Genomic DNA, 19,437 nt, shown 5'->3' with positions numbered 1-19,437 from the left:
ACCATTAATACCTGTATATTAATTCTAGCACTTACTTTATTAAATTTCAATTACTAAATGAATTTATCACTTTCACTTCCGTATTTTCCAGCGAGTCACCGTAAGTCACTGCTTTTAGGTAAAACTTTTTTCCCCTTTGCACTTCGAAAGATATTATTGAATCATCAAGTAGAACAAATTTTTCACCTGCAGTGTGCTGATACTCTTTAGTGCCTTCTTGCCCTCTAATTAGATTGCTAAGCTTATATTTATTTTTATCTATAAGTTCGGCACTCTGAAATTTTACTATCTCTTTTCCAACCAGTGCTAAATTTGAGTCCGCAATTGAAGTTATGTTTCCAAAACGTAACACTACTATAAGCCCCTCGTCGGTAGATTCCATTACATATCCGTAAGTAGACTGCTTGTTTGTGCTTGCAATAGGCTTATAATCCTTATCGTTGTACGAAATAAAGAGTGTTGCTCCCTTCCAATTCTTTTCCTCACTAATTAAAGTAAAGCTTGCACTATTACCTTTAATATCCGGTAAATCTATCATTTCTACGATGGTTTTGCTAATGTGAGAGGAAGGGTATTCCTTCAGCATAAGTGACCTTGTTGAAGGAAAAGAAAGCTTATATATAGAGTGATCATAACCAACGCCAATTACTTGAATGGACATGCTTTCGAATTTTGTTTTTATAATTCTCACCGTATGCTTTTTCTCACCGTCTAAAATCGTTATTACATCACTTGGCACAAGCCACGCATATTTTATCGGCAGCTTGAAATTGTATATATTTCTCTCTTGCCACGAAGAATAAAGTATAGCTCTTTCGATAAAAGTCCGGATGTGATAGGATAAGGATAGATGATGATAAGGAGGTTGAATGCCAGCAGCATATAGTTATGATTTAAGAAAAAAAGCAATGGAAGCGCTAGACGAAGGAGAAAGCAGAGAAACAGTGGCAGCAAGATTTAAGATTGGACGAACTACTTTATGGGAGTGGCAGCAAAGAAGAAAAGAAACAGGAGACTTTCAATCAAAAAAACTTGGAAATGGGGGTTACAATCACAAAATTACCGACTGGGATACCTTTGCCAAATTTGCCAGAGAACACGGAGGAAAGACTCTATCGGAAATGGCTAAACTTTGGAACAACGTTAGTATCCAAACGATCTATCGAGCCCTTAAAAAAATTGGATTTACGCGCAAAAAAAGACATATGGATACAAGGAAAGAAACGAAGAAAAACGTGCTGAATTTTTGAAAATTATAGCGACAAAAGAACCTAAAAACTTAGTGTATATAGATGAGTCTGGCATTGATAACACCGAAGACTACCCCTACGGATATTGCCAGAAAGGACGGCGGTTTTATGCCTTAAAATCTGGAAAGAAAACTCAACGAATCAGTATGGTTGCAGCCTTAAGTGGAAGAAAGATAGTTGTTCCGTTAACCTTTGAAGGCCACTGTAATATGGATGTTTTTAATGGATGGTTTGAGCAATTTTTGACACCGATCTTGGAACCTGGACAGACTGTCATTCTTGACAATGCTACTTTTCATAAGTCTGATAAGATTATCGAGCTTGCTAAAGGGGTTGGTGCAGAAATTTTGTATCTGCCGCCTTATTCTCCAGATTTCAACAAAATTGAGCATCATTGGTTTGCTATAAAAAACAGAGCCAGGAAAAACATTCCTCTATTCGAATCCTTTCTTCGTGCTGTTGATTCTGCCTTCCTATGACCTGTTTGGACTATTATGAGAAATGCTATAAAACCTCAGCTATATTTTGCGCCTCTCCCTCCTCCATAATGAGCGGTATTTCAACTGTTATAGCAGCGCCTTGCTTTGGCAACTCAGCATATTTAACATCAATTGGATAGCCAAAATTGCGATTAAAATAAACGACGTTAACTTTATTGTTTAAATCTAATTGACTGATATTAGCAAGTTTTGAATTGTTACTGAAAACCATTTCACCAATTGGTATTCCAGTCGTAACTCCCCTGCCCTTTTGGACAAATTTCAGTTTAGAGTCCTGTTCAACCACATCAAAAAAATAGCAACTTTGCAGCATTTTAATAATTGAACGTACGGGTTGCTGGTCGTTTATCACATACCCAGACAATAACCCTTTGACGTTGCTTGTATCGAACTGATCGCTTTTTAAACCTGTTTTTTGTAACAGATCCGATAAAACATCGGAAATATTAAGTTGTGAAAGCTTTCCCTGAATCCAATGTCCTGTTTGCCAGTTATGGCAGTCAGCCCACACATCACATAAATTGGGAAAGTAAGGAAATGGCCTTGCATCCCATGCGGCTTTGTTGCATCGCTAGCTATGATGGATTAAAGATAAAAAAGATAGGGAATATCAGTAGCTTATTATTCTGGTATTTATAACAAGAACGGTCAGTGAATACCTAAATTTGAGTAAAAGAAATTTCACTACCACTCACTAATCTGGCTAAAATTCAAGAATTTCAATGCTTTAGCTATTTTCAATAGAATTAAATTTATTAATATAAATAACAAATTACTATTCTTAAATTTGATCAGATTGATTGCAAAAAAACAAGATTTTCAATAGGTTGCTTATAATCCTAACTATAGTTAGCCTTTCATAAGTAGCGATGCAACAAAGCCATCCCATGCCCAGAGAAACATTTTTTCTACCATTTCTGAGCTTTGCCACTTTTTTAGCGTTCCTTCAATTGCAATTTTTTGCGAAAGAAAGCTCACCTCTCCGTTTGAATATCGTGGATATTTGCTCTCTATGCTGCCTTTGTCAACAAACACATTTGGCTCATTAGTGCAGCCGTTCATACTGGGAAATCCATACTCAGTAAACCATATTTTTTTCATCTTTGGTTGCCATTTCGTTTTGCTACCGTCAGGATTTGTGTGAGTTTCACTCCACCATTTCTCTATATTTTTCCACGCATACCTGCTGTCGTTATACTTTACTCTTTCAGGCTCACCCTTTGAGTAATCATAGAAATAATCATACCCCACTCCACTGCTCCAACCACCCATTACATCTTCCGCAGAATAGCCAAAAGGAGGCTCTGGACCATCAGTCAGTGGAAAATAAGCATCTATGCCAACAACGTCGATGTACTCTGAAGACCACAGTTCATCCATATTATACCAACCATCATATGAATGGTATTCACTCCAATCAGCAGCGTAAGTTACCGTTACTTCTTTTCCAAGCTGAAGTTTTATTCGCTTTGCAAGCTTGACCAGCTCTATAACGGCAGGGTAATTCCCTTGTTCATCCCTGATTTTGGTAAGTTGCGCAAATTCAGAACCAATGATAAACCCTTCCACTTTAGTTTGTTTGGCAATGCTTGCATAATGCTCTATAAATTTGTTGTACTGATTCTTAAAAAAATCACTTATATCTTCAGGAGTCCCGCTCAACCTTCCTCGCCACTCTTTGTTCTTTGTATCAAGTAAGGGCATTGGATAGAGCATCACCTTGTAGCCTCTGCTGTGTAGCTCTTCTATATATCTTATCAACGCTGCATCACTAACTGTGCCACCATACCTTGGGTTTCCACTCGCATCTTTTGAAATTAGCTGAGCATTATCTCTGGTTACACCCCCTACTTGCCAATCATCAGGTAATATTGCGGAATCATCTTGAAATTCAACTGCAGGATATATTTTACAATCTTTAATGTTCAGATCATTCACAAACCAATTGACTACTACCGATACCCACTCAACATTTGGTAAATCTCCCTTTAATTGATCCAAAGAAAGCATTGCATCGCTCTTTTTAGTGTGGTTGTTGTGATTTACCCTTTGCGCCAGCCCATATGGGGTATATTGGTTGCTGCTTATTTTCTCTTGCGCGATTTTCTTCTGTATTTTTGTATCATATACAAACTCTCCTGAGCCTGGTATTATATTGATATTCCGAATATTTTTTGCTACTGAAAATTCATTTGACTTTACTGCAGTTTGCACTTCAAACGTAAATACCGGAACATGATTATTATAGTCTGCTAAAGGAAAATTCTTGATGACTATGTAAGATATTCCCCTATAAGCCGGCACATTCCCCTCTCCTTCAATTGATGACATAAATGGATCAGGATTTTGGTCTTCTCTGCCGCTGTAAAAAGTATAATCTATTTCATCAAAGCTAAGTGATGTTGTATCTGCCCAGATTCTGTTTAATTTTTCTACTTTCCCCTTGCAGATCGCAATTGCAAGCGTTGCATAGTAGTTATATGTAACGTTCATACCTCTTCCAATTTTACTTTTGGTGGTTATCGCCTCTTCTTTTATTGGCTGTGCCCAAATAATATTCCCTGCAACACGAGCAGTGCCATAGATAATTGGGATCGTTCTGCCGTAGGTTGAGGTTTGAACTTGCAGATTTTTTAGCCTTGCCCCATGCGTTACTTTTTGCTCGGCTTCAAGGCCGAACATTGCCCCATCTAGCTGTGCACCAAGAAGAGCACCAAGTTCTGAGCCGATAATCCGGCCAATTGGCCCAAAAATGCTGCCTGCTTGACCGAAAATTGATGATAAAATTATTGTAGACATGATAATCCTCCTTTTTGTTTCTATAGTTAATGTAGGCTCTACGTCATGCCGCCGCGGATAGATCCCGCTAACAAGCAGCGGGATGACGAGCTTATCGTTATGCCGCCGCGAACCGTCATACCGCGATTCATTCGCGGTATCTCTTAGCATAGATTCCGCTAACTAGTAGCGGAATGACGAATTTGTCGTTTTACAGCCACTTGGATAACAATTTGCCACTAAATAGTAGGAAATTCAGCAGCTTACAATGAATAATTGAAGTTTTTAATCAGGAAAAATACATGAGTAAATCATGTAGCTATAATCATTGTAAGCAACAATAAGAAAGTGCGGAAGTAGAAATTTGAGTTGACAAAATAAGAAAAAATATAGTATATTAATAATATTGATATTAACTTAAACTAATTATGCCAGCAGTAGTAAATACACCAGACAACATACAAAGACCGTCAAAATTAAAAAAAGCAAAAGAAATTCTGCTAGCTCCTGTAAGGTGGCTAATCATAGGTTTATCTGTAGTACTTTTGATAATATTTGTTATTTCTTTCCTGGTGTTTCTCTCAATCGCCAATGTATTGAGTAAGCTATATCTTTTTGCAGGAGGCAAAGCACCAGAATGGTTAGAGCAAAGAGCTGAAGCATTTATGGAGGCAGCACGTATTCCACAAACAACGCATGATACTGATGTAAATGATGCAATTAATATTAACGTTCAAAAGCTAAAAGAAAACTACGGTGAGCCTGATATTGATGATAAGTTTATAGAGGAAATAGAAGGATTTATTGATCAGTTAGAGTGCATAGCAAATGGCACACAAAAAGCTGCAGATAAAGATCAACTTACAGAAGATGAGAAAAAACATGCACTTGAGTGCTTGAAGCGTATAAAAAATAACCCTGGTACACATAGTGGAAGCGGGTTAACATTGAAGCAAGTTTTAAATTTAGTTTGGAAGGCTTGCAACGATCAAACTAGAGCAAATAATATAGCTATTAATACCCGCATATCACAGAGAAAATATCAACTGGTTAAACATTTAGTAGAATCGCAAACAGAATACGGAGTGCGTGGTGGTCGTGGTTCAAGTGCATGTTTTACTGGCACCTTCAACAGTATTGTCTCTTCCTTGTACACTTTTGAAGAGTTTTCCTTCTTGCAAAAAGCAGATAAGAATACTATAAAGCAGGAATTTGAAAATGAGCTGCAAAAAAAGGGAGAAGAACTATTTAATCAGCTTTCCAATGATAAAGAAAAAAAAGAAGTTGCAGAAGCTTTAAGTAATCCTTCTACAAATTTCTTTTCAAGCTATGTAGAGTCATTTAAAAACCACTCTGCACGTGCAGTTTTAGGTGATAAAGAATGCGACAAATTAGTTAAAACTCATTTTAGTAATCTTCAGTACAATAAAACAATATCACGCTTTACCTAAAGTAATCACTTAACTAACGGCAAAGTGATACCATGCTGATTCATATATTTTCCTTTCATATCATCATATGATTTCTCACACTCACTTTCGCCGCTTAAAAATACGAATTGGCATGCGCCTTCATTAGCGTAAATTTTCGCGGGAAGCGGAGTGGTGTTTGAGAATTCGAGTGTGACATGACCTTCCCATCCAGGTTCTAAGGGAGTAACGTTTACTATAATTCCACATCTTGCGTAAGTTGATTTACCAACACAAATGACCAGTACATTCCTTGGTATACGAAAATATTCCACTGTACTTGCAAGCACAAAGCTATTTGGTGGAATTATGCATACGTCTGTTTCTTTATCTATAAAACTATTCTCAGAAAAATTTTTAGGGTCCACGATGGCTGAATTAACGTTAGTAAAAATTTTAAATTTATTATCCACTCTTGCATCGTAACCGTAAGATGATAGTCCGAAAGATATAACACCTTTGCTGCTTTTGTGATTCACAAAAGGCTCTATCATTCCAAAGTTTTCAGCTTTTTCTCTTATCCATTTATCTGGCATAACTGCCATAACTGTTCCTTAAAGTTGTGTAATACTTACAATAATATAAAATAAAATTTAAATGTAAACTGTAGCTTTTGTCATGCAATTAAAGCTTTTCAGTTTGATGTTTTGTTACAATAATTAGATTTATGTTCTTAACTAAAAATAATGCTTAGAAACTTTCTCCTGATTTTTGTATTCGTATTATTCACGCCGCCGTCAAATGCTGATGCCAGGAAATACATCAGAATTGTTGGATCTTCAACTGTTTTTCCTTTTATCTCGTTTATAGCCGAGGAGTTCAATCGTGTATTCCCTTTTAAGACTCCAGTTGTGGAATCAATAGGAAGTGGATCAGGGTTCAAAATGTTTTGCTCAGGAATAGGGGAAGACACGCCAGACATCACCACTTCATCTCGCCCTATGAAGGAAGTAGAAAGAGAACTATGTAAAAGAAATAAAATTAATGAAGTGATAGAGATCATCATTGGCTATGATGGAATTGTCATTGCAAATTCAAATCAAAGCCATAGATTTGATTTCACAAAGAAGGACTTATTTGAAACTTTATCTGCATATTCTCAAGAAAATGATAAATTAGTAAAAAATAATAAGAAGTTTTGGTCTGATGTAAATCAAGCCTTACCAAAAACAGAAATTGAAATTTATGGTCCACATCAAAATACAGGCACATACGAAACTTTGGTTAATTCTATTATGCTTGATCAATATTCATGCATGAACTCGAGAATTTTCAAAGAGAATTATAAAGATCAGGAAGAAAGAAAGAAAGCATGTGGTAATATAAGGGATGACGGAAGGTATATAGAAGTTGGAATTAATGAAAACATAATAATACAAAAATTGAAAAGTAACAAGAACGCTTTAGGGATATTTAGTTTTAGCTTTTTAATGAGGAATCAAGATAAAATACAAGGGAGCACAATTGCAGGAATTGAGCCAACTTACGAAAATATATCATCGGGAAAATATATATTAGCAAGACCTCTATACCTTTATATAAAGAAAGAACACCTGGATACTGTTGATGGATTAAGAGAATTCATAAAAGAAATTATAGATTCGATCGGCATTGAAGATGGGTACCTATCTAGGCTTGGTCTAATTCCACTTTCAAGTGAAGATATAAAGAAAGCTTCAGCAAAGGTTTATGATATAACGTGACGGCAACGTTTCTTTTATATTCTTTGTTCTAGCGTAGTCAGACCCAGCGCGGCGCGCTGGGATGACAATGGATTACTATAGCATTTCTCATAATAGTCCAAACAGGTCATAGGAAGGCAGAATCAACAGCACGAAGAAAGGATTCGAATAGAGGAATGTTTTTCCTGGCTCTGTTTTTTATAGCAAACCAATGATGCTCAATTTTGTTGAAATCTGGAGAATAAGGCGGCAGATACAAAATTTCTGCACCAACCCCTTTAGCAAGCTCGATAATCTTATCAGACTTATGAAAAGTAGCATTGTCAAGAATGACAGTCTGTCCAGGTTCCAAGATCGGTGTCAAAAATTGCTCAAACCATCCATTAAAAACATCCATATTACAGTGGCCTTCAAAGGTTAACGGAACAACTATCTTTCTTCCACTTAAGGCTGCAACCATACTGATTCGTTGAGTTTTCTTTCCAGATTTTAAGGCATAAAACCGCTGTCCTTTCTGGCAATATCCGTAGGGGTAGTCTTCGGTGTTATCAATGCCAGACTCATCTATATACACTAAGTTTTTAGGTTCTTTTGTCGCTATAATTTTCAAAAATTCAGCACGTTTTTCTTCGTTTCTTTCCTTGTATCCATATGTCTTTTTTTGCGCGTAAATCCAATTTTTTTAAGGGCTCGATAGATCGTTTGGATACTAACGTTGTTCCAAAGTTTAGCCATTTCCGATAGAGTCTTTCCTCCGTGTTCTCTGGCAAATTTGGCAAAGGTATCCCAGTCGGTAATTTTGTGATTGTAACCCCCATTTCCAAGTTTTTTTGATTGAAAGTCTCCTGTTTCTTTTCTTCTTTGCTGCCACTCCCATAAAGTAGTTCGTCCAATCTTAAATCTTGCTGCCACTGTTTCTCTGCTTTCTCCTTCGTCTAGCGCTTCCATTGCTTTTTTTCTTAAATCATAACTATATGCTGCTGGCATTCAACCTCCTTATCATCATCTATCCTTATCCTATCACATCCGGACTTTTATCGAAAGAGCTATAATTATCATGTTACTCATTAACCACCATGCGTGAATATAGGTCAATTATTGCCGCCAACAACCTTCTTTAGTTTTTATGTAGGTAATCCCAAACTTTATTTGGCTGATCAGTAGTAAAATTTTGATCCAATGTGTTCGGAGCCACAACTCGGTTGCTTATTTGCTGTTTTTTATTTTTGAACCTTCGTCTAAGCTTGGTTTTAATGCCATTTTCTTGCATAACACTTTGTACTGTTTTAATTTTTGCCTAAAGCTTTTAATTCAGCGTGAATTTTAGGAGCTCCATATCTGCATTTAGAAGCTTGATGTATTTTTTGAATATCTGCTAGAAGCCCTTCTTTTGCTAATTCTTTACTGCTTTTTTCCTTAGCAACCAATACCACCAGTACAAAACCCTACATAGTTCCTGTGTTTTATAGCAATTTCTATATAAAAGAATACTTTACTCTTTTTCTTTGCCCAGGGCTTTTTTTAAAATGTCTCTTTCTCTTGTTAGTTCTTTTTTTAGATCAAATCTTTCTTTGTCATAAGGAGCCTTTGCCTGGAAATGCGTATGCTCCAGACATTTTTCCATCATATTTTCTTACTTAACATACTGCCATCTATACCTAGATCTTTTGCTATTTTTGTACTTGCTTGACCTGTTTCTTTAACCAGCTTAACAGCTTCTAATTTGAATTCTGCTGTATATTCTCTTCTATTTGTCATATTTTGAAAAAACGTTTTATTTTACTCCAAAAACGTCTTAACTTTCTCTCTACTTTTTCTGGACTACTCCGAATCGGTTGACAAATTGGACGCTTGATAAGCATAATTTGGAGCTTCTTGTGTAATGACTATATCATGAGCGTGACTCTCTCTTAATCCTGATGCAGTAATAGTAACAAATTTACAATTTTTTTTCATCTCTTCTATATTCCTATTACCAGTATACCCCATTGCAGCTTGCAATCCGCCAATCAACTGATGGATTACTCCTGAAGCTGGACCTTTGAATGGAACTCTTCCTTCCACTCCTTGTGGAACTAATTTGAGTTTTGAATCTTTATCTTGAAAATAACGGCTAGCTGAACCTCGTTTCATTGCACTAATAGATCCCATTCCTCGATAGCCTTTATATGCTCTGCCCTTATACATGATAATCTCACCTGGGCTTTCGTCAGTGCCAGCAAAAATCGAACCAATCATCACAGAGTCAGCACCAGCTGCAATAGCTTTTGCAACATCTCCTGAGTATTTTACCCCACCATCAGCAATTAGTCTGACGTTTCTTGCTCTACACGCCTCTGCAACATTCTTGATTGCAGAGAATTGTGGCACACCAACACCTGTAACTATTCTGGTTGTACAGATTGATCCTGGTCCTATTCCGACCTTCACTGCATCAATACCCGCATCAATCAACGCTTCAGCAGCCTCCTTTGTTGCAATGTTTCCGCCAATTAATTGCGTATTAGGATACATCTTTTTTATTTCCCTAATGGTATTGATAACGTTTTCGGAATGACCGTGAGCAGTATCCACAACAACTACATCAACTTCTTCTCCGATCAAAGCTTCACATCTTTCTATACCATCTTTTTTACCAGTGCCAATTGCAGCGGCAACTCTGAGCCGTCCTTTACTGTCTTTACATGAATTTGGGTATCTATTGTATTTTTCAATGTCTTTAACCGTAATTAAACCTATACAACAAGAATTTTCATCTACGACCAAAAGCTTTTCTATTCTATTTTCATGCAACAATTTCATTGCTGAGGCACTATTCACTCCCTGCTCCCGCACTGTCACTAACTTATCTTTTGTCATCACTTCGGAAACTTTTACATTCATGTTCTGGTCTTCAATAAACCTCACATCTCGGTTAGTTAAAATTCCAACTAACTTGCGTTGATTGACTACAGGAATGCCAGAATAATTGTGCTCTCTCATTAATGAAATTGCTTCCGCAACTGTTTTATTCGGTGAAATCGTGATTGGATTATACACGATCCAACTTTCATATTTTTTCACCCTTCTTACTTCTAAAACTTGTTCATCTATTGATAAATTCTTATGTATGCAACCTATCCCTCCATGTTGGGCAATAGCTATTGCAAAGCCCGATTCAGTAACAGTATCCATTGCAGAGGATATGAGAGGGATATTTAGTTCTATATTATTTGTTAAATAAGTTTTTGTATCTGCATCGCAAGGCAATATATTAGAATAGGCTGGCAAAAGAAGTATATCGTCAAACGAATAACAAGCTTCCATTTTTTTCATAGGCTTTATTTAAAGCTTATACGCCAATTAATTAAATTGCAATAGGGCTTTTGCAAAATAAGCATTCTACATTATTTGCCAGCAAACAAAACTGCTCAATAGTTAAGTTTTCTGGACGTTCGTTTCCACTCAATTTAGCGTTTTCAAGGACAGTTTCAGTGTGGTTCGTTATATTTTGCAAGCTATTTCTCAGCATCTTTCTTCTTTGAGAAAAAACGACACGTGTTAATCTTGTTAAGGTTTCCAAATTTACTGCAAACTTTGGGGTAGGCAAAGGATTTACTGTAATTACTGAAGAATGTATTTTTGGTCTTGGAAAAAACTCTTTAGGTTCAATATCAAATTCCTTTTTTATATCACATAGCAACTGGCTTAGCACTGATAAGGAACCATAATCTTTAGAATTGGGTCTTGCCGTAATGCGATCTGCTACCTCTTTTTGAAACATTAATGTCAAGTTCGTAAAAAATTTTATATTATTTAACCACTTTAAAAATAACACTACCGAGATATTGTAAGGCAAGTTAGCAATAACTTTAACTGGGCGCTCTATCAGCTCTTCTTCTGTAACATGCAGTGCATCCGCTTCTATAATTCTATACTTTCCTTGATGCTCATTTAGCAGTTGGTCATGGTGTTTTACTAAATCTCTATCTTTTTCTATAGAAAGTAGAGACTTTGGATTATGCACCAATATTTCTCTTGTTAATGCACCATATCCAGGACCAATTTCAATGACATTAAAATTTTCCAGACTACCAGCTAAAGCGACGATTTTTTTTGTTATCTCACTCGATAAAATAAAATTTTGCCCTAGACTCTTTTTTGGCTTCAGTAAAAATTTTCTCATATTATTTTCATTATATAGTATTTTAAAAATCAGTTGACTAAAATCCATTGATAATTGTATATTATTAATGTGTTTATGCCGGCTTAGCTTAATTGGTAGAGCACCTGACTTGTAATCAGGAGGTTGTCAGTTCAAGTCCGACAGCCGGCACTCTCACTAATAAGTAAAGTTGATGTCCTTTTTAATAGTAGCAAATTGGAAAATGAATGGAATGCGTTCTTCATTTGTTGACTTTATAGGCAAACTTAACGACAAGAGCAACGAAATTACCTCTAAATTAGTAATTTGCCCTCCTTTTACATCATTTCCAAGCAGTATAGAGTTGAACAATAATATTAATATAGGAGCACAGAATTGCCATTATAAAAAGTTCGGTTCTTACACAGGTGAAATTAGTGCAGAAATGTTAAAAGAACTAGGGTGTACTTACGTAATACTTGGGCACTCTGAAAGGGCCAATGAAGAAGATAGTGAAATAAAACTTAAGTCGGAAATAGCAATAGAATCAGGCTTACACCCAATTATCTGTGTAGGTGAAAATTCAGAAGATTATAAGAATGAAAAAACAAAAGAAGTAATAGAATATCAATGTAAAAACCGCTTGCCAACACACGGTGAATATACCGTAGCATATGAGCCAATATGGGCAATAGGCACAGGTCATGTGCCAAATAATGATGCAATTACTGAGGTGATAGAGGTAATAAAATTGTGTACTGGTAAAAAACACATTATATATGGTGGTTCAGTCAGTTCAGAAAATATAGAAAATTTGCTCAGTATCTCAAATTTATCAGGAGTTTTAATTGGCAGTGCAAGCTTAGATTTCGATCACTTTTATAAAATTATACAACAAGTTGAAAAAAAGTTTTCTCTTATCAATTCTAAAATCAGCAACTAAGAATCCTATAACAAATGGCATCATTCCAGTGTCAAGCATATGTCTGTACGAGCATCTAGTATAGCTAAAGTAATCTAGAAAATTAACGATATTTTATTCCCCGGGGAACGCTCTATTCTGTTTTCCAACTCTAGTTCTAAAAGAGCCATTAGAGCTATGTTGGTAGAAAGTCCGCTTGCTAATATAAGTTCATCTATATCAACAGGTACAGAGTTAATATGATCAACTATAACAGATTTTGCCTGTTGTAATTTTTCTTGTTTTTGGTTAACAGCATAGTGCTCAACATCAAATAGTTTTTTTTGCTGCGGAGGTAGACTAAACCTAACACTTTCTATTATGTCATCAGCGGACTCGATAAGCTTAGCACCGTTTTTAATTAAATAATTACTACCACTACAACGTGAATCTAAAGGGAAACCAGAAACTGCAAATACCTCTCTCCCTTGATTTAAAGCAAAATCTGCTGTTATTAGAGAGCCAGAATGTTTCGACGCTTCAATCACTGCAACACCCAGCGATAGACCAGATATAATTCGATTCCTTTGAGGGAAATATTGAGGTTTTGGTTTAGTAGCAAATGGAAGCTCAGTAACTATTAATCCGCCATTCTCGGTGATTTTTTTGTATAGATCAAAATTCTCTTTTGGGTACACCACATCAATCCCGCTTGCTGTAACAGCAATAGTGGGATGATCTTTGTATATTACACTGTTTGCTGCAGTATCAATTCCTCTTGCAAGTCCAGAAACGATAATAAAACCAGCTTCGCTTAAATCAAGTGCCAACTTATTGGCAAAATTTCTTCCATTTATTGAAGAGTTACGCCCACCGATTATTGCAATTATCTCACGGCTTAATAATGATATATCACCAAGCGCAGTTATTACAGGAGGACAACTAGAGATATTTCTTAAAAGATCAGGGTAATCTGGGTCACATGCGGGTATAATTTTAGCTCCAATTCTTTCTGCATTATTGATTTCTTCTCGTGCATCTTGAATGCCATACACCTTATTATTAGCCACCCTATTGAGATATTTCAACACCTCATCTAGCGATCCATGTGTTCTTAGTATACTAAAAAACTTTATTGGTCCTATAGTTCTAGCCAAGCTTAACCATACTTCTAATTCTTTGTTGTTCAATTTATTTATCTTCATAAAAGACTTGAATTTCTTACCAATTTAGTGTACCCAAGATAATACAAATATACAGTGTTTTATGACGCATTTTGTTACAGATAAATGCATAAAATGTAAATATACGGACTGTGTGGAAGTATGTCCCGTTGACTGCTTCTATGAAGGTAAAAACATGCTCGTGATTAACCCAGATGAATGTATTGATTGCGGAGTGTGCATACCTGAGTGTCCAGTAGATGCAATTGTAACTGATGATTCCATAAAAGATATTTTAGAACTAGATGAAGAGTTACTGAACAGTGAACAAAAAATCTTCAAATCATTTTACAACATAAACGTAGAATACTCACAAAAATGGCCAAATATCACAGCTAAGAAGCAACCTCTCTATACTGCAGAAGAGTATAAGGAAAAAAAGGATAAAACAGCTTATTTTGACGAAAATTTAGAATAATACTGCTGAAGGAAAAGAAACTTTTTGTATTTCAGGGTTATTGTTTTTGGTTGCTGAAAATAGTTGCGTTATCTAAGTTGTTATGCTGATAAATTAGTATCGATTAATTTAAGGATTAAGGAAAAAGGCTTATTGACTTTTGAAATATTTGATTATAAAACTAGCTGTTAGCATTAAATCTTGGGGGTAAGTTATGAGTATAAATACAAGAGAAACCATTAAAAAGATTGAAGGGTTACTTTTTCAAGCGAACGGTAATCTTGAAAAAACATGTGATCTATTATCAACAGTAAAGTTAACCGAAGATGATATTAAAATATTGCTGGAAGAGATGATAAAAGAGTATCATAGCTTGTTTGAAAAGATTTCTTGGAGTTGTGGAATTACTGCAGGCGGTGCACAAGATGCCAACGCAAGCAGCTTCAACGAAGTTTTTAAGCTAGGTTCAAAAGAGTTAGCATTGGCAATGACGTCAGATCTCAGAAAGTCTTATAATCAAGAATTATTTAAGAAATATAAAAAAGAAGAAATGTCTTATCCTGAAGGAGAAGGAGTACAATTTATTAGAGAATTGAGAGTTCTAAGTAGAATACTTACTATATCTTTAATAAGGAAACTTGATGAAGTTTACAAGTTTACTCCAGAAGAAATTGAGCGTTTGAAGGAATATATGTTAGTTAGCAACTATGATATAAGCAAAAGTCTTTCTGATATAGACAAATATATGCATGCACTATCTGCCTTAATTAGAAACTCTTCACTTGATACAAAAAAGATATTTGAGCTAAATAATCGAATGATAATACACACTACAGCCTTAATTGATTTAGTAACTAGTGGAGTAGTGAAAAAAGAAGAAGCAAAAGAACAATCTGCTGAGGATTTAGAAAAGCTTATCTGTGAACAGTATAAAGGTGCAGCAAACACGCCACTACCGTTGCCGAGCACGCTATTTGAAGTGGATAAAAAAAGTGCTTGAAGAAAGTTTATAGTTAGCCAAAGTAGGTATTTAATAAGCTTAATGTAACCATTATGTATGCTATATAGCAAAACATAGAATGCTTATGATTCCAACTATAGCAATTTTAAGTGGTGGATTTTCTTGTGAGAGAGAAATATCGCTTATGAGCGGAAAAGCAGTCAAGAAGGCGCTTGATAGCCTTTCATATAATGCAATAGAAATAGATGTTGACAGCAATATTGCTGAAAAGCTTAAAAAAATTAATCCGGGTCTTGCTTTTATAGCTCTGCATGGACCTTATGGTGAAGATGGCTGCATTCAAGGTTTATTGGAAATCTTAGGCATAAAATATACACACTCAGGAGTTATGGCTTCGGCTGTTGCTATGAACAAGGCAATGTCAAAGCATATATTCCGGTCCCTTAGTATTGATACTCCAAAAGGTTATGTAATTAGCCGAGAAGATCTACTAAAAAATAATATTAAAATTGATTATCCGTACGTCTTAAAACCAATTAATGAAGGTTCAAGTATTGGAGTGTACATAATTTTCTCGCACGAGGATTACTTAGAACTGAAAGATAATAGTTCTACTATAATGGAAAAGATGATCGTAGAAGAATACATACCGGGCATAGAGTTACATACTGCTGTATTGCTGGATGAAGCAATTGGCACTATAGAAGTACGACCAAAAAATAAATTCTATGATTATGAAGCAAAGTATACAGATGGATTTGCAGAACATATATTTCCTGCTGAAATTCCTAACAATATATATAAAATGACCTTGGAACACGCACTGAAAGTTCATCAATTTTTAGGATGCAAAACTATTTCCCGCTCAGATTTCCGTTATAATCCCAAAAATAACACTTTAAAAATGCTTGAGATTAATACACATCCTGGCTTTACTGAGTTATCGTTAGTGCCAGAAATTGCAAAATTGGCAAAAGGAATCAATTTTAATGAATTAGTTAAAATTATTATTGAAGATAGTTTGCAGCACAAAAATATTAGGGATTTAAGTCATGTTGAGCAGTATTACTAGAAGCCAAAGGAGTTTTTTGCGTAAGTGTGCCTTGGTTATTATCACAGCACTTTTTCTTACGCTAATACTTTACAGCTCACTTGATAAAATAATAAATCGATTTAATTACTACTTTACTTGGTATAATGACTGCCTATCTAGTTTATTACTCAGTAGTGGATTTTCAATCGACGAAGTAGTCGTGAGCGGCAATAAATTTACAAACAAAAAGGATATTCTAAGTTTGACAGATAGAACGCAACCTATCCTGTATATATCACTTTCAAAACTTGCCGGTAACATACAATCCGTAAGCAGATGGATAAAACACGTAAGAGTTCACAGAATTTTGCCCAATACTCTACACATTAATATAGATGAGCATAAACCGTTTGCTCTCTGGAAAGATAATAACAAAACCTCGGTAATTGATTTTGAAGGTAAAGTGATCGTAGATGACTATCTAGTAGATGATCTTGTTGTAATTACAGGACAAAACTCGTTATCAAACCTAGAATTTGTTAGAGATGTGTTGGAGAGTAAAACTCAATTAAGAGACCACATTTCTTCTTTTGCTTATATAGGGAATAGAAGATGGAATATCATACTTGATAACGATTCCACAGTAAAACTGCCTGAAGATAACCCTTATAGTGCATGGGACTATTTAAACCACTTACACAATACAACTGATTTTACTTTCAGCGATTGGAGTATTATTGATATGCGTATTACTGATAAAATCTTTGTGAAGAGGTGATCTGCTGTAATCCAAGTAGCCCCTTTTCCTGTCATCCCAGTGCCCAGACACTGGAATCCCGCCGCGAACCGTCATACCGCGATTCATTCGCGGTATCTCTTAACATAGATCCCTTATTTAACCGCCATACCTTAACATAGATCCCGCTAACACGTAGCGGGATGACGAGGTTATCGTCATGTCACCGCGAACCGTCATACCGCGATTCATTCGCGGTATCTCAGCCGCTAACAAGAGATCCCGCTAACACGTAGCGGGATGACGGTTGTCGTTTAGCTATAAATATTTAAGAAATTTACCAAACGAAAAAAAAGGCAAAAGAAGCCCCGTGGTTGGCTAATTACTTACATTATACTTTCAAGTATGGCGTTTTTTTATTCTAAACGCTTAATAACCGCGATTTAGCTGCTTTTTAATGCAACTAACCTTTAGTCATAAATGTTTAAGAAATTTACTAAACAGAAAAAAAGGCAAAAGAAACCCTAGGGTAGCTAGTTATTCACTATCCATTTTTTAAGTTGGCGTTTTTTTATGTTTTAAATGCTTTATAAGCGCATTTTAGCTTATATTAGGTAAAAACCTAGAAATTTTATAAAGACATAAGGTGCACATAGTGCAAAAAATTAAACATGAGACGCCAGATACGTGAGTTTTTTTGTCATTTAATCTGTACAGAGAAGATAAATAAATAGCTTCAGTTTCATGATAAGGGGGCTGGCGAGGTTTGTCAAGGAATTTTTATGCAAGAGATCTATTGAAATGCCCCTGTAAAATTATACTATTAATTAGTACACTGTAAATTTAAAATTATAAATATGTTAAGCAGATTGGTAATTTTGCTATTAGTTTTTATACTTCCTTTTTCTTCATACTCATACCAGTTTAGAACCAAAGCAAAGCAAGCAGTAGTCTTAGATTTAGCTTCAGACTCATTCATTTTTGACCATAATTCTGATGAAAAAATGGCCCCATCTTCAATGAGCAAGCTAATGACTTTATATATAGCCTTCGATTATCTAAAAGCTGGAATAATACACATGGAGGATAAATTTCGAGTAAGTAGAAAAGCGTGGGAAAGGAGAGGCTCTTCTATGTTTTTGAAAGAAGGTCAATCCGTTACGGTGAGGGAATTACTTGAAGGAATTACAATAGTCTCAGGCAATGATGCCTGCATAACACTAGCCGAGGGCATTGCAGGATCAGAAGAGAATTTTGTGGCTGAAATGAATGAAGTTGCACAAAATTTGAATCTGAATGACAGTCATTTTGTCAACTCAAGCGGGTGGCCAGATGAAGATCATTTTATGAACGCAAAAGACTTGGTAATGCTGGCAAAAAGGATTTTCACCGATTTTCCTGAATATTATGATTTATTTTCTGAACAATATTTGACATATAATGAAATTGTACAAAAGAATAAAAATCTTCTACTTTTTCACGACATTGGGGTTGATGGCTTAAAAACCGGTTATACAAATGCTGGTGGTTATGGCATTGTAGCATCTGCAAAACGAAACGATAGGAGAATTTTTGCTGTCGTAAATGGCTTAAACACTGAGAAAGAGCGAATAGAAGAAGCAAAAAGACTGATACAATATTCCTTAAATCATTTTAACACCAAGAAAATATTCGCTAAGGATAGCGTAGTTGAGGAAGTAAATGTTCTCTATGGAAAAGATAAAAAAGTGCCTATTACAGTTGCAAACGATGTTACCATAACTTACAACCGCAAATTGCATGACCAAATTAAGGTGCGTATTGAATATAAAGATATGATACCTGCACCAATTAAAAAAGGTCAAGAAGTGGGCAAAGTTTTTGTAGAAATACCAGGTATTGAGCAACAAACTACACCACTTTATGCAGCAAATGACGTGCAGGAATTGAATTTCGTAGAAAAGTTTTTTAGGATGTTATTTTAAGTTTAATATTAAAGCAATTTCGAAAGAGAGATCTATTGCACTTTAGTATAGTTTTAACTAACAATTTCTGTTACAATACAAGATTGAAGTGTTACGAAAATGTGCTGGTTATATTTGTTGCTGTCTAGTATCCTAGAGATACTGTGGGCTGTAACACTAAAGTTTAGTAACAGTTTTACTAAAGTTGTGCCTTCGATTGCAACATTGGTAATTATGATCATTAGCATTTATTTTTTATCTCTTGCAGCATGCTTTCTACCTATTAGAGTATGCTATGCAGTTTCCTCTGGAATATGTACAATTGGAATAACTATAATTGGTGCAACCACTTTCACAGAGAATATTAATTTATCTCAAGTTTTATGTATCGTTTTAATTGTAATAGGAACCATAGGGCTAAAGCTCTCTATTTAAACCTAA

18 protein-coding genes, 1 tRNA gene and 1 pseudogene are annotated in these 19,437 nt (G+C 35.5%); 11 read left to right on the top strand and 9 right to left on the bottom strand.

Annotated elements, in window-relative coordinates; all coding sequences use genetic code 11:
• Positions 1–46: 46 nt before the first annotated feature.
• The gene (locus tag OOL03_RS03080) at positions 47–808 is read right to left on the bottom strand and encodes a phage tail protein (RefSeq protein ID WP_264707667.1); all 762 of its coding nucleotides are present in this window, start codon (positions 806–808) and stop codon (positions 47–49) included.
• Positions 809–869: 61 nt separating this feature from the next.
• On the opposite strand from OOL03_RS03080, the gene OOL03_RS03075 reads away from it, so the two are divergent.
• Positions 870–1,729, top strand: a protein-coding gene (locus tag OOL03_RS03075; protein WP_264707019.1) for an IS630 family transposase whose coding sequence is annotated in 2 segments (ribosomal slippage) — positions 870–1,194 and positions 1,194–1,729 — 861 coding nt in all. Because the reading frame shifts where the segments join, the coding sequence is not laid out codon by codon here.
• A gap of 25 nt (positions 1,730–1,754) precedes the next feature.
• Here the strand turns inward: OOL03_RS03075 and OOL03_RS03070 are convergent.
• A complete protein-coding gene (locus tag OOL03_RS03070; RefSeq protein ID WP_264707613.1) occupies positions 1,755–2,261 on the bottom strand; it encodes a phage tail protein in 507 nt (168 codons plus the stop codon).
• A gap of 338 nt (positions 2,262–2,599) precedes the next feature.
• Positions 2,600–4,549, bottom strand: a complete 1,950-nt coding sequence (locus OOL03_RS03065; protein WP_264707612.1) for a baseplate megatron protein TIM-barrel domain-containing protein — start codon at positions 4,547–4,549, stop codon at positions 2,600–2,602.
• Between the two features lie 407 nt (positions 4,550–4,956).
• On the opposite strand from OOL03_RS03065, the gene OOL03_RS03060 reads away from it, so the two are divergent.
• On the top strand, positions 4,957–5,979 hold the full coding sequence (locus OOL03_RS03060; protein ID WP_141456986.1) for a hypothetical protein: 1,023 nt from the start codon (positions 4,957–4,959) through the stop codon (positions 5,977–5,979).
• A 5-nt stretch (positions 5,980–5,984) separates the two neighbouring features.
• Here the strand turns inward: OOL03_RS03060 and dcd are convergent, their stop codons facing one another.
• Positions 5,985–6,542: a dCTP deaminase gene (dcd, locus tag OOL03_RS03055; protein ID WP_006280485.1), complete on the bottom strand. Its 558-nt coding sequence runs from the start codon at positions 6,540–6,542 to the stop codon at positions 5,985–5,987.
• A gap of 141 nt (positions 6,543–6,683) precedes the next feature.
• On the opposite strand from dcd, the gene OOL03_RS03050 reads away from it, so the two are divergent.
• On the top strand, positions 6,684–7,700 hold the full coding sequence (locus OOL03_RS03050) for a substrate-binding domain-containing protein (protein ID WP_015589083.1): 1,017 nt from the start codon (positions 6,684–6,686) through the stop codon (positions 7,698–7,700).
• A gap of 106 nt (positions 7,701–7,806) precedes the next feature.
• Here OOL03_RS03050 and OOL03_RS03045 read toward each other — a convergent pair.
• From OOL03_RS03045 to rsmA, 4 genes and pseudogenes are all read right to left on the bottom strand, one after another.
• Positions 7,807–8,666, bottom strand: a protein-coding gene (locus OOL03_RS03045) for an IS630 family transposase (protein WP_264707034.1) whose coding sequence is annotated in 2 segments (ribosomal slippage) — positions 7,807–8,342 and positions 8,342–8,666 — 861 coding nt in all. Because the reading frame shifts where the segments join, the coding sequence is not laid out codon by codon here.
• A gap of 82 nt (positions 8,667–8,748) precedes the next feature.
• A pseudogene (locus OOL03_RS07145) lies at positions 8,749–9,437 on the bottom strand (IS3 family transposase); the annotation flags it as partial.
• Positions 9,438–9,500: 63 nt separating this feature from the next.
• Entirely contained in the window at positions 9,501–10,994 is a 1,494-nt protein-coding gene (gene guaB, locus OOL03_RS03025; protein ID WP_264707611.1) for an IMP dehydrogenase, read from the bottom strand.
• Positions 10,995–11,025: 31 nt separating this feature from the next.
• Positions 11,026–11,844 (bottom strand): 16S rRNA (adenine(1518)-N(6)/adenine(1519)-N(6))-dimethyltransferase RsmA, encoded by an 819-nt coding sequence (gene rsmA, locus OOL03_RS03020; RefSeq protein ID WP_264707610.1) that lies wholly within the window; start codon positions 11,842–11,844, stop codon positions 11,026–11,028.
• A gap of 77 nt (positions 11,845–11,921) precedes the next feature.
• Here rsmA and OOL03_RS03015 point away from each other — a divergent pair.
• Positions 11,922–11,994: transfer RNA gene (locus tag OOL03_RS03015), tRNA-Thr, on the top strand.
• A 22-nt stretch (positions 11,995–12,016) separates the two neighbouring features.
• A complete protein-coding gene (locus OOL03_RS03010) occupies positions 12,017–12,745 on the top strand; it encodes a triosephosphate isomerase (RefSeq protein ID WP_182320816.1) in 729 nt (242 codons plus the stop codon).
• Between the two features lie 74 nt (positions 12,746–12,819).
• Here the strand turns inward: OOL03_RS03010 and dprA are convergent, their stop codons facing one another.
• On the bottom strand, positions 12,820–13,908 hold the full coding sequence (dprA, locus tag OOL03_RS03005) for a DNA-processing protein DprA (protein WP_264707609.1): 1,089 nt from the start codon (positions 13,906–13,908) through the stop codon (positions 12,820–12,822).
• 61 nt (positions 13,909–13,969) lie between these two features.
• Between dprA and OOL03_RS03000 the strand changes: the two genes are divergently transcribed.
• The 6 genes from OOL03_RS03000 to OOL03_RS02975 all read left to right on the top strand — a co-directional run bounded on the left by OOL03_RS03000 (position 13,970) and on the right by OOL03_RS02975 (position 19,431).
• On the top strand, positions 13,970–14,344 hold the full coding sequence (locus OOL03_RS03000; RefSeq protein WP_077188509.1) for a ferredoxin family protein: 375 nt from the start codon (positions 13,970–13,972) through the stop codon (positions 14,342–14,344).
• A gap of 193 nt (positions 14,345–14,537) precedes the next feature.
• Positions 14,538–15,323, top strand: a complete 786-nt coding sequence (locus tag OOL03_RS02995; RefSeq protein WP_264707608.1) for a hypothetical protein — start codon at positions 14,538–14,540, stop codon at positions 15,321–15,323.
• Positions 15,324–15,402: 79 nt separating this feature from the next.
• Positions 15,403–16,356: a D-alanine--D-alanine ligase gene (locus OOL03_RS02990; protein ID WP_264707607.1), complete on the top strand. Its 954-nt coding sequence runs from the start codon at positions 15,403–15,405 to the stop codon at positions 16,354–16,356.
• Positions 16,337–17,095, top strand: coding sequence for a cell division protein FtsQ/DivIB (locus OOL03_RS02985; RefSeq protein WP_006280710.1), 759 nt, complete (start codon positions 16,337–16,339; stop codon positions 17,093–17,095). The genes OOL03_RS02990 and OOL03_RS02985 overlap by 20 nt, the downstream gene beginning before the upstream one ends.
• An 815-nt stretch (positions 17,096–17,910) precedes the next feature.
• Positions 17,911–19,017 carry a D-alanyl-D-alanine carboxypeptidase family protein gene (locus tag OOL03_RS02980; protein ID WP_264329766.1) on the top strand — a complete coding sequence of 369 codons (1,107 nt, stop codon included), beginning with the start codon at positions 17,911–17,913 and terminating at the stop codon, positions 19,015–19,017.
• Between the two features lie 99 nt (positions 19,018–19,116).
• Positions 19,117–19,431: a DMT family transporter gene (locus OOL03_RS02975; RefSeq protein WP_007548371.1), complete on the top strand. Its 315-nt coding sequence runs from the start codon at positions 19,117–19,119 to the stop codon at positions 19,429–19,431.
• The last annotated feature ends 6 nt before the right edge of the window (positions 19,432–19,437 follow it).

This window comes from Wolbachia endosymbiont (group A) of Acrocera orbiculus, from assembly GCF_947250015.1.
Classification (GTDB): Bacteria; Pseudomonadota; Alphaproteobacteria; order Rickettsiales; family Anaplasmataceae; genus Wolbachia; species Wolbachia pipientis.
The sequence above is the reverse complement of the archived record's forward strand: the minus strand, read 5'-3'. Positions and strand labels throughout refer to the sequence as shown.

Bases quoted from the DNA above. Each gene is read 5' to 3' on its own strand.
- rsmA (WP_264707610.1), bottom strand. From the start codon at position 11,844: ATGAGAAAATTTTTACTGAAGCCAAAAAAGAGTCTAGGGCAAAATTTT.
- OOL03_RS02980 (WP_264329766.1), top strand. From the start codon at position 17,911: ATGTTAAGCAGATTGGTAATTTTGCTATTAGTTTTTATACTTCCTTTT.
- dprA (WP_264707609.1), bottom strand. From the start codon at position 13,908: ATGAAGATAAATAAATTGAACAACAAAGAATTAGAAGTATGGTTAAGC.
- OOL03_RS03060 (WP_141456986.1), top strand. From the start codon at position 4,957: ATGCCAGCAGTAGTAAATACACCAGACAACATACAAAGACCGTCAAAA.
- OOL03_RS02975 (WP_007548371.1), top strand. From the start codon at position 19,117: ATGTGCTGGTTATATTTGTTGCTGTCTAGTATCCTAGAGATACTGTGG.
- OOL03_RS03065 (WP_264707612.1), bottom strand. From the start codon at position 4,549: ATGTCTACAATAATTTTATCATCAATTTTCGGTCAAGCAGGCAGCATT.
- OOL03_RS02990 (WP_264707607.1), top strand. From the start codon at position 15,403: ATGCTTATGATTCCAACTATAGCAATTTTAAGTGGTGGATTTTCTTGT.
- OOL03_RS02995 (WP_264707608.1), top strand. From the start codon at position 14,538: ATGAGTATAAATACAAGAGAAACCATTAAAAAGATTGAAGGGTTACTT.
- dcd (WP_006280485.1), bottom strand. From the start codon at position 6,542: ATGGCAGTTATGCCAGATAAATGGATAAGAGAAAAAGCTGAAAACTTT.
- OOL03_RS03050 (WP_015589083.1), top strand. From the start codon at position 6,684: ATGCTTAGAAACTTTCTCCTGATTTTTGTATTCGTATTATTCACGCCG.
- guaB (WP_264707611.1), bottom strand. From the start codon at position 10,994: ATGAAAAAAATGGAAGCTTGTTATTCGTTTGACGATATACTTCTTTTG.
- OOL03_RS02985 (WP_006280710.1), top strand. From the start codon at position 16,337: ATGTTGAGCAGTATTACTAGAAGCCAAAGGAGTTTTTTGCGTAAGTGT.
- OOL03_RS03010 (WP_182320816.1), top strand. From the start codon at position 12,017: ATGTCCTTTTTAATAGTAGCAAATTGGAAAATGAATGGAATGCGTTCT.
- OOL03_RS03000 (WP_077188509.1), top strand. From the start codon at position 13,970: ATGACGCATTTTGTTACAGATAAATGCATAAAATGTAAATATACGGAC.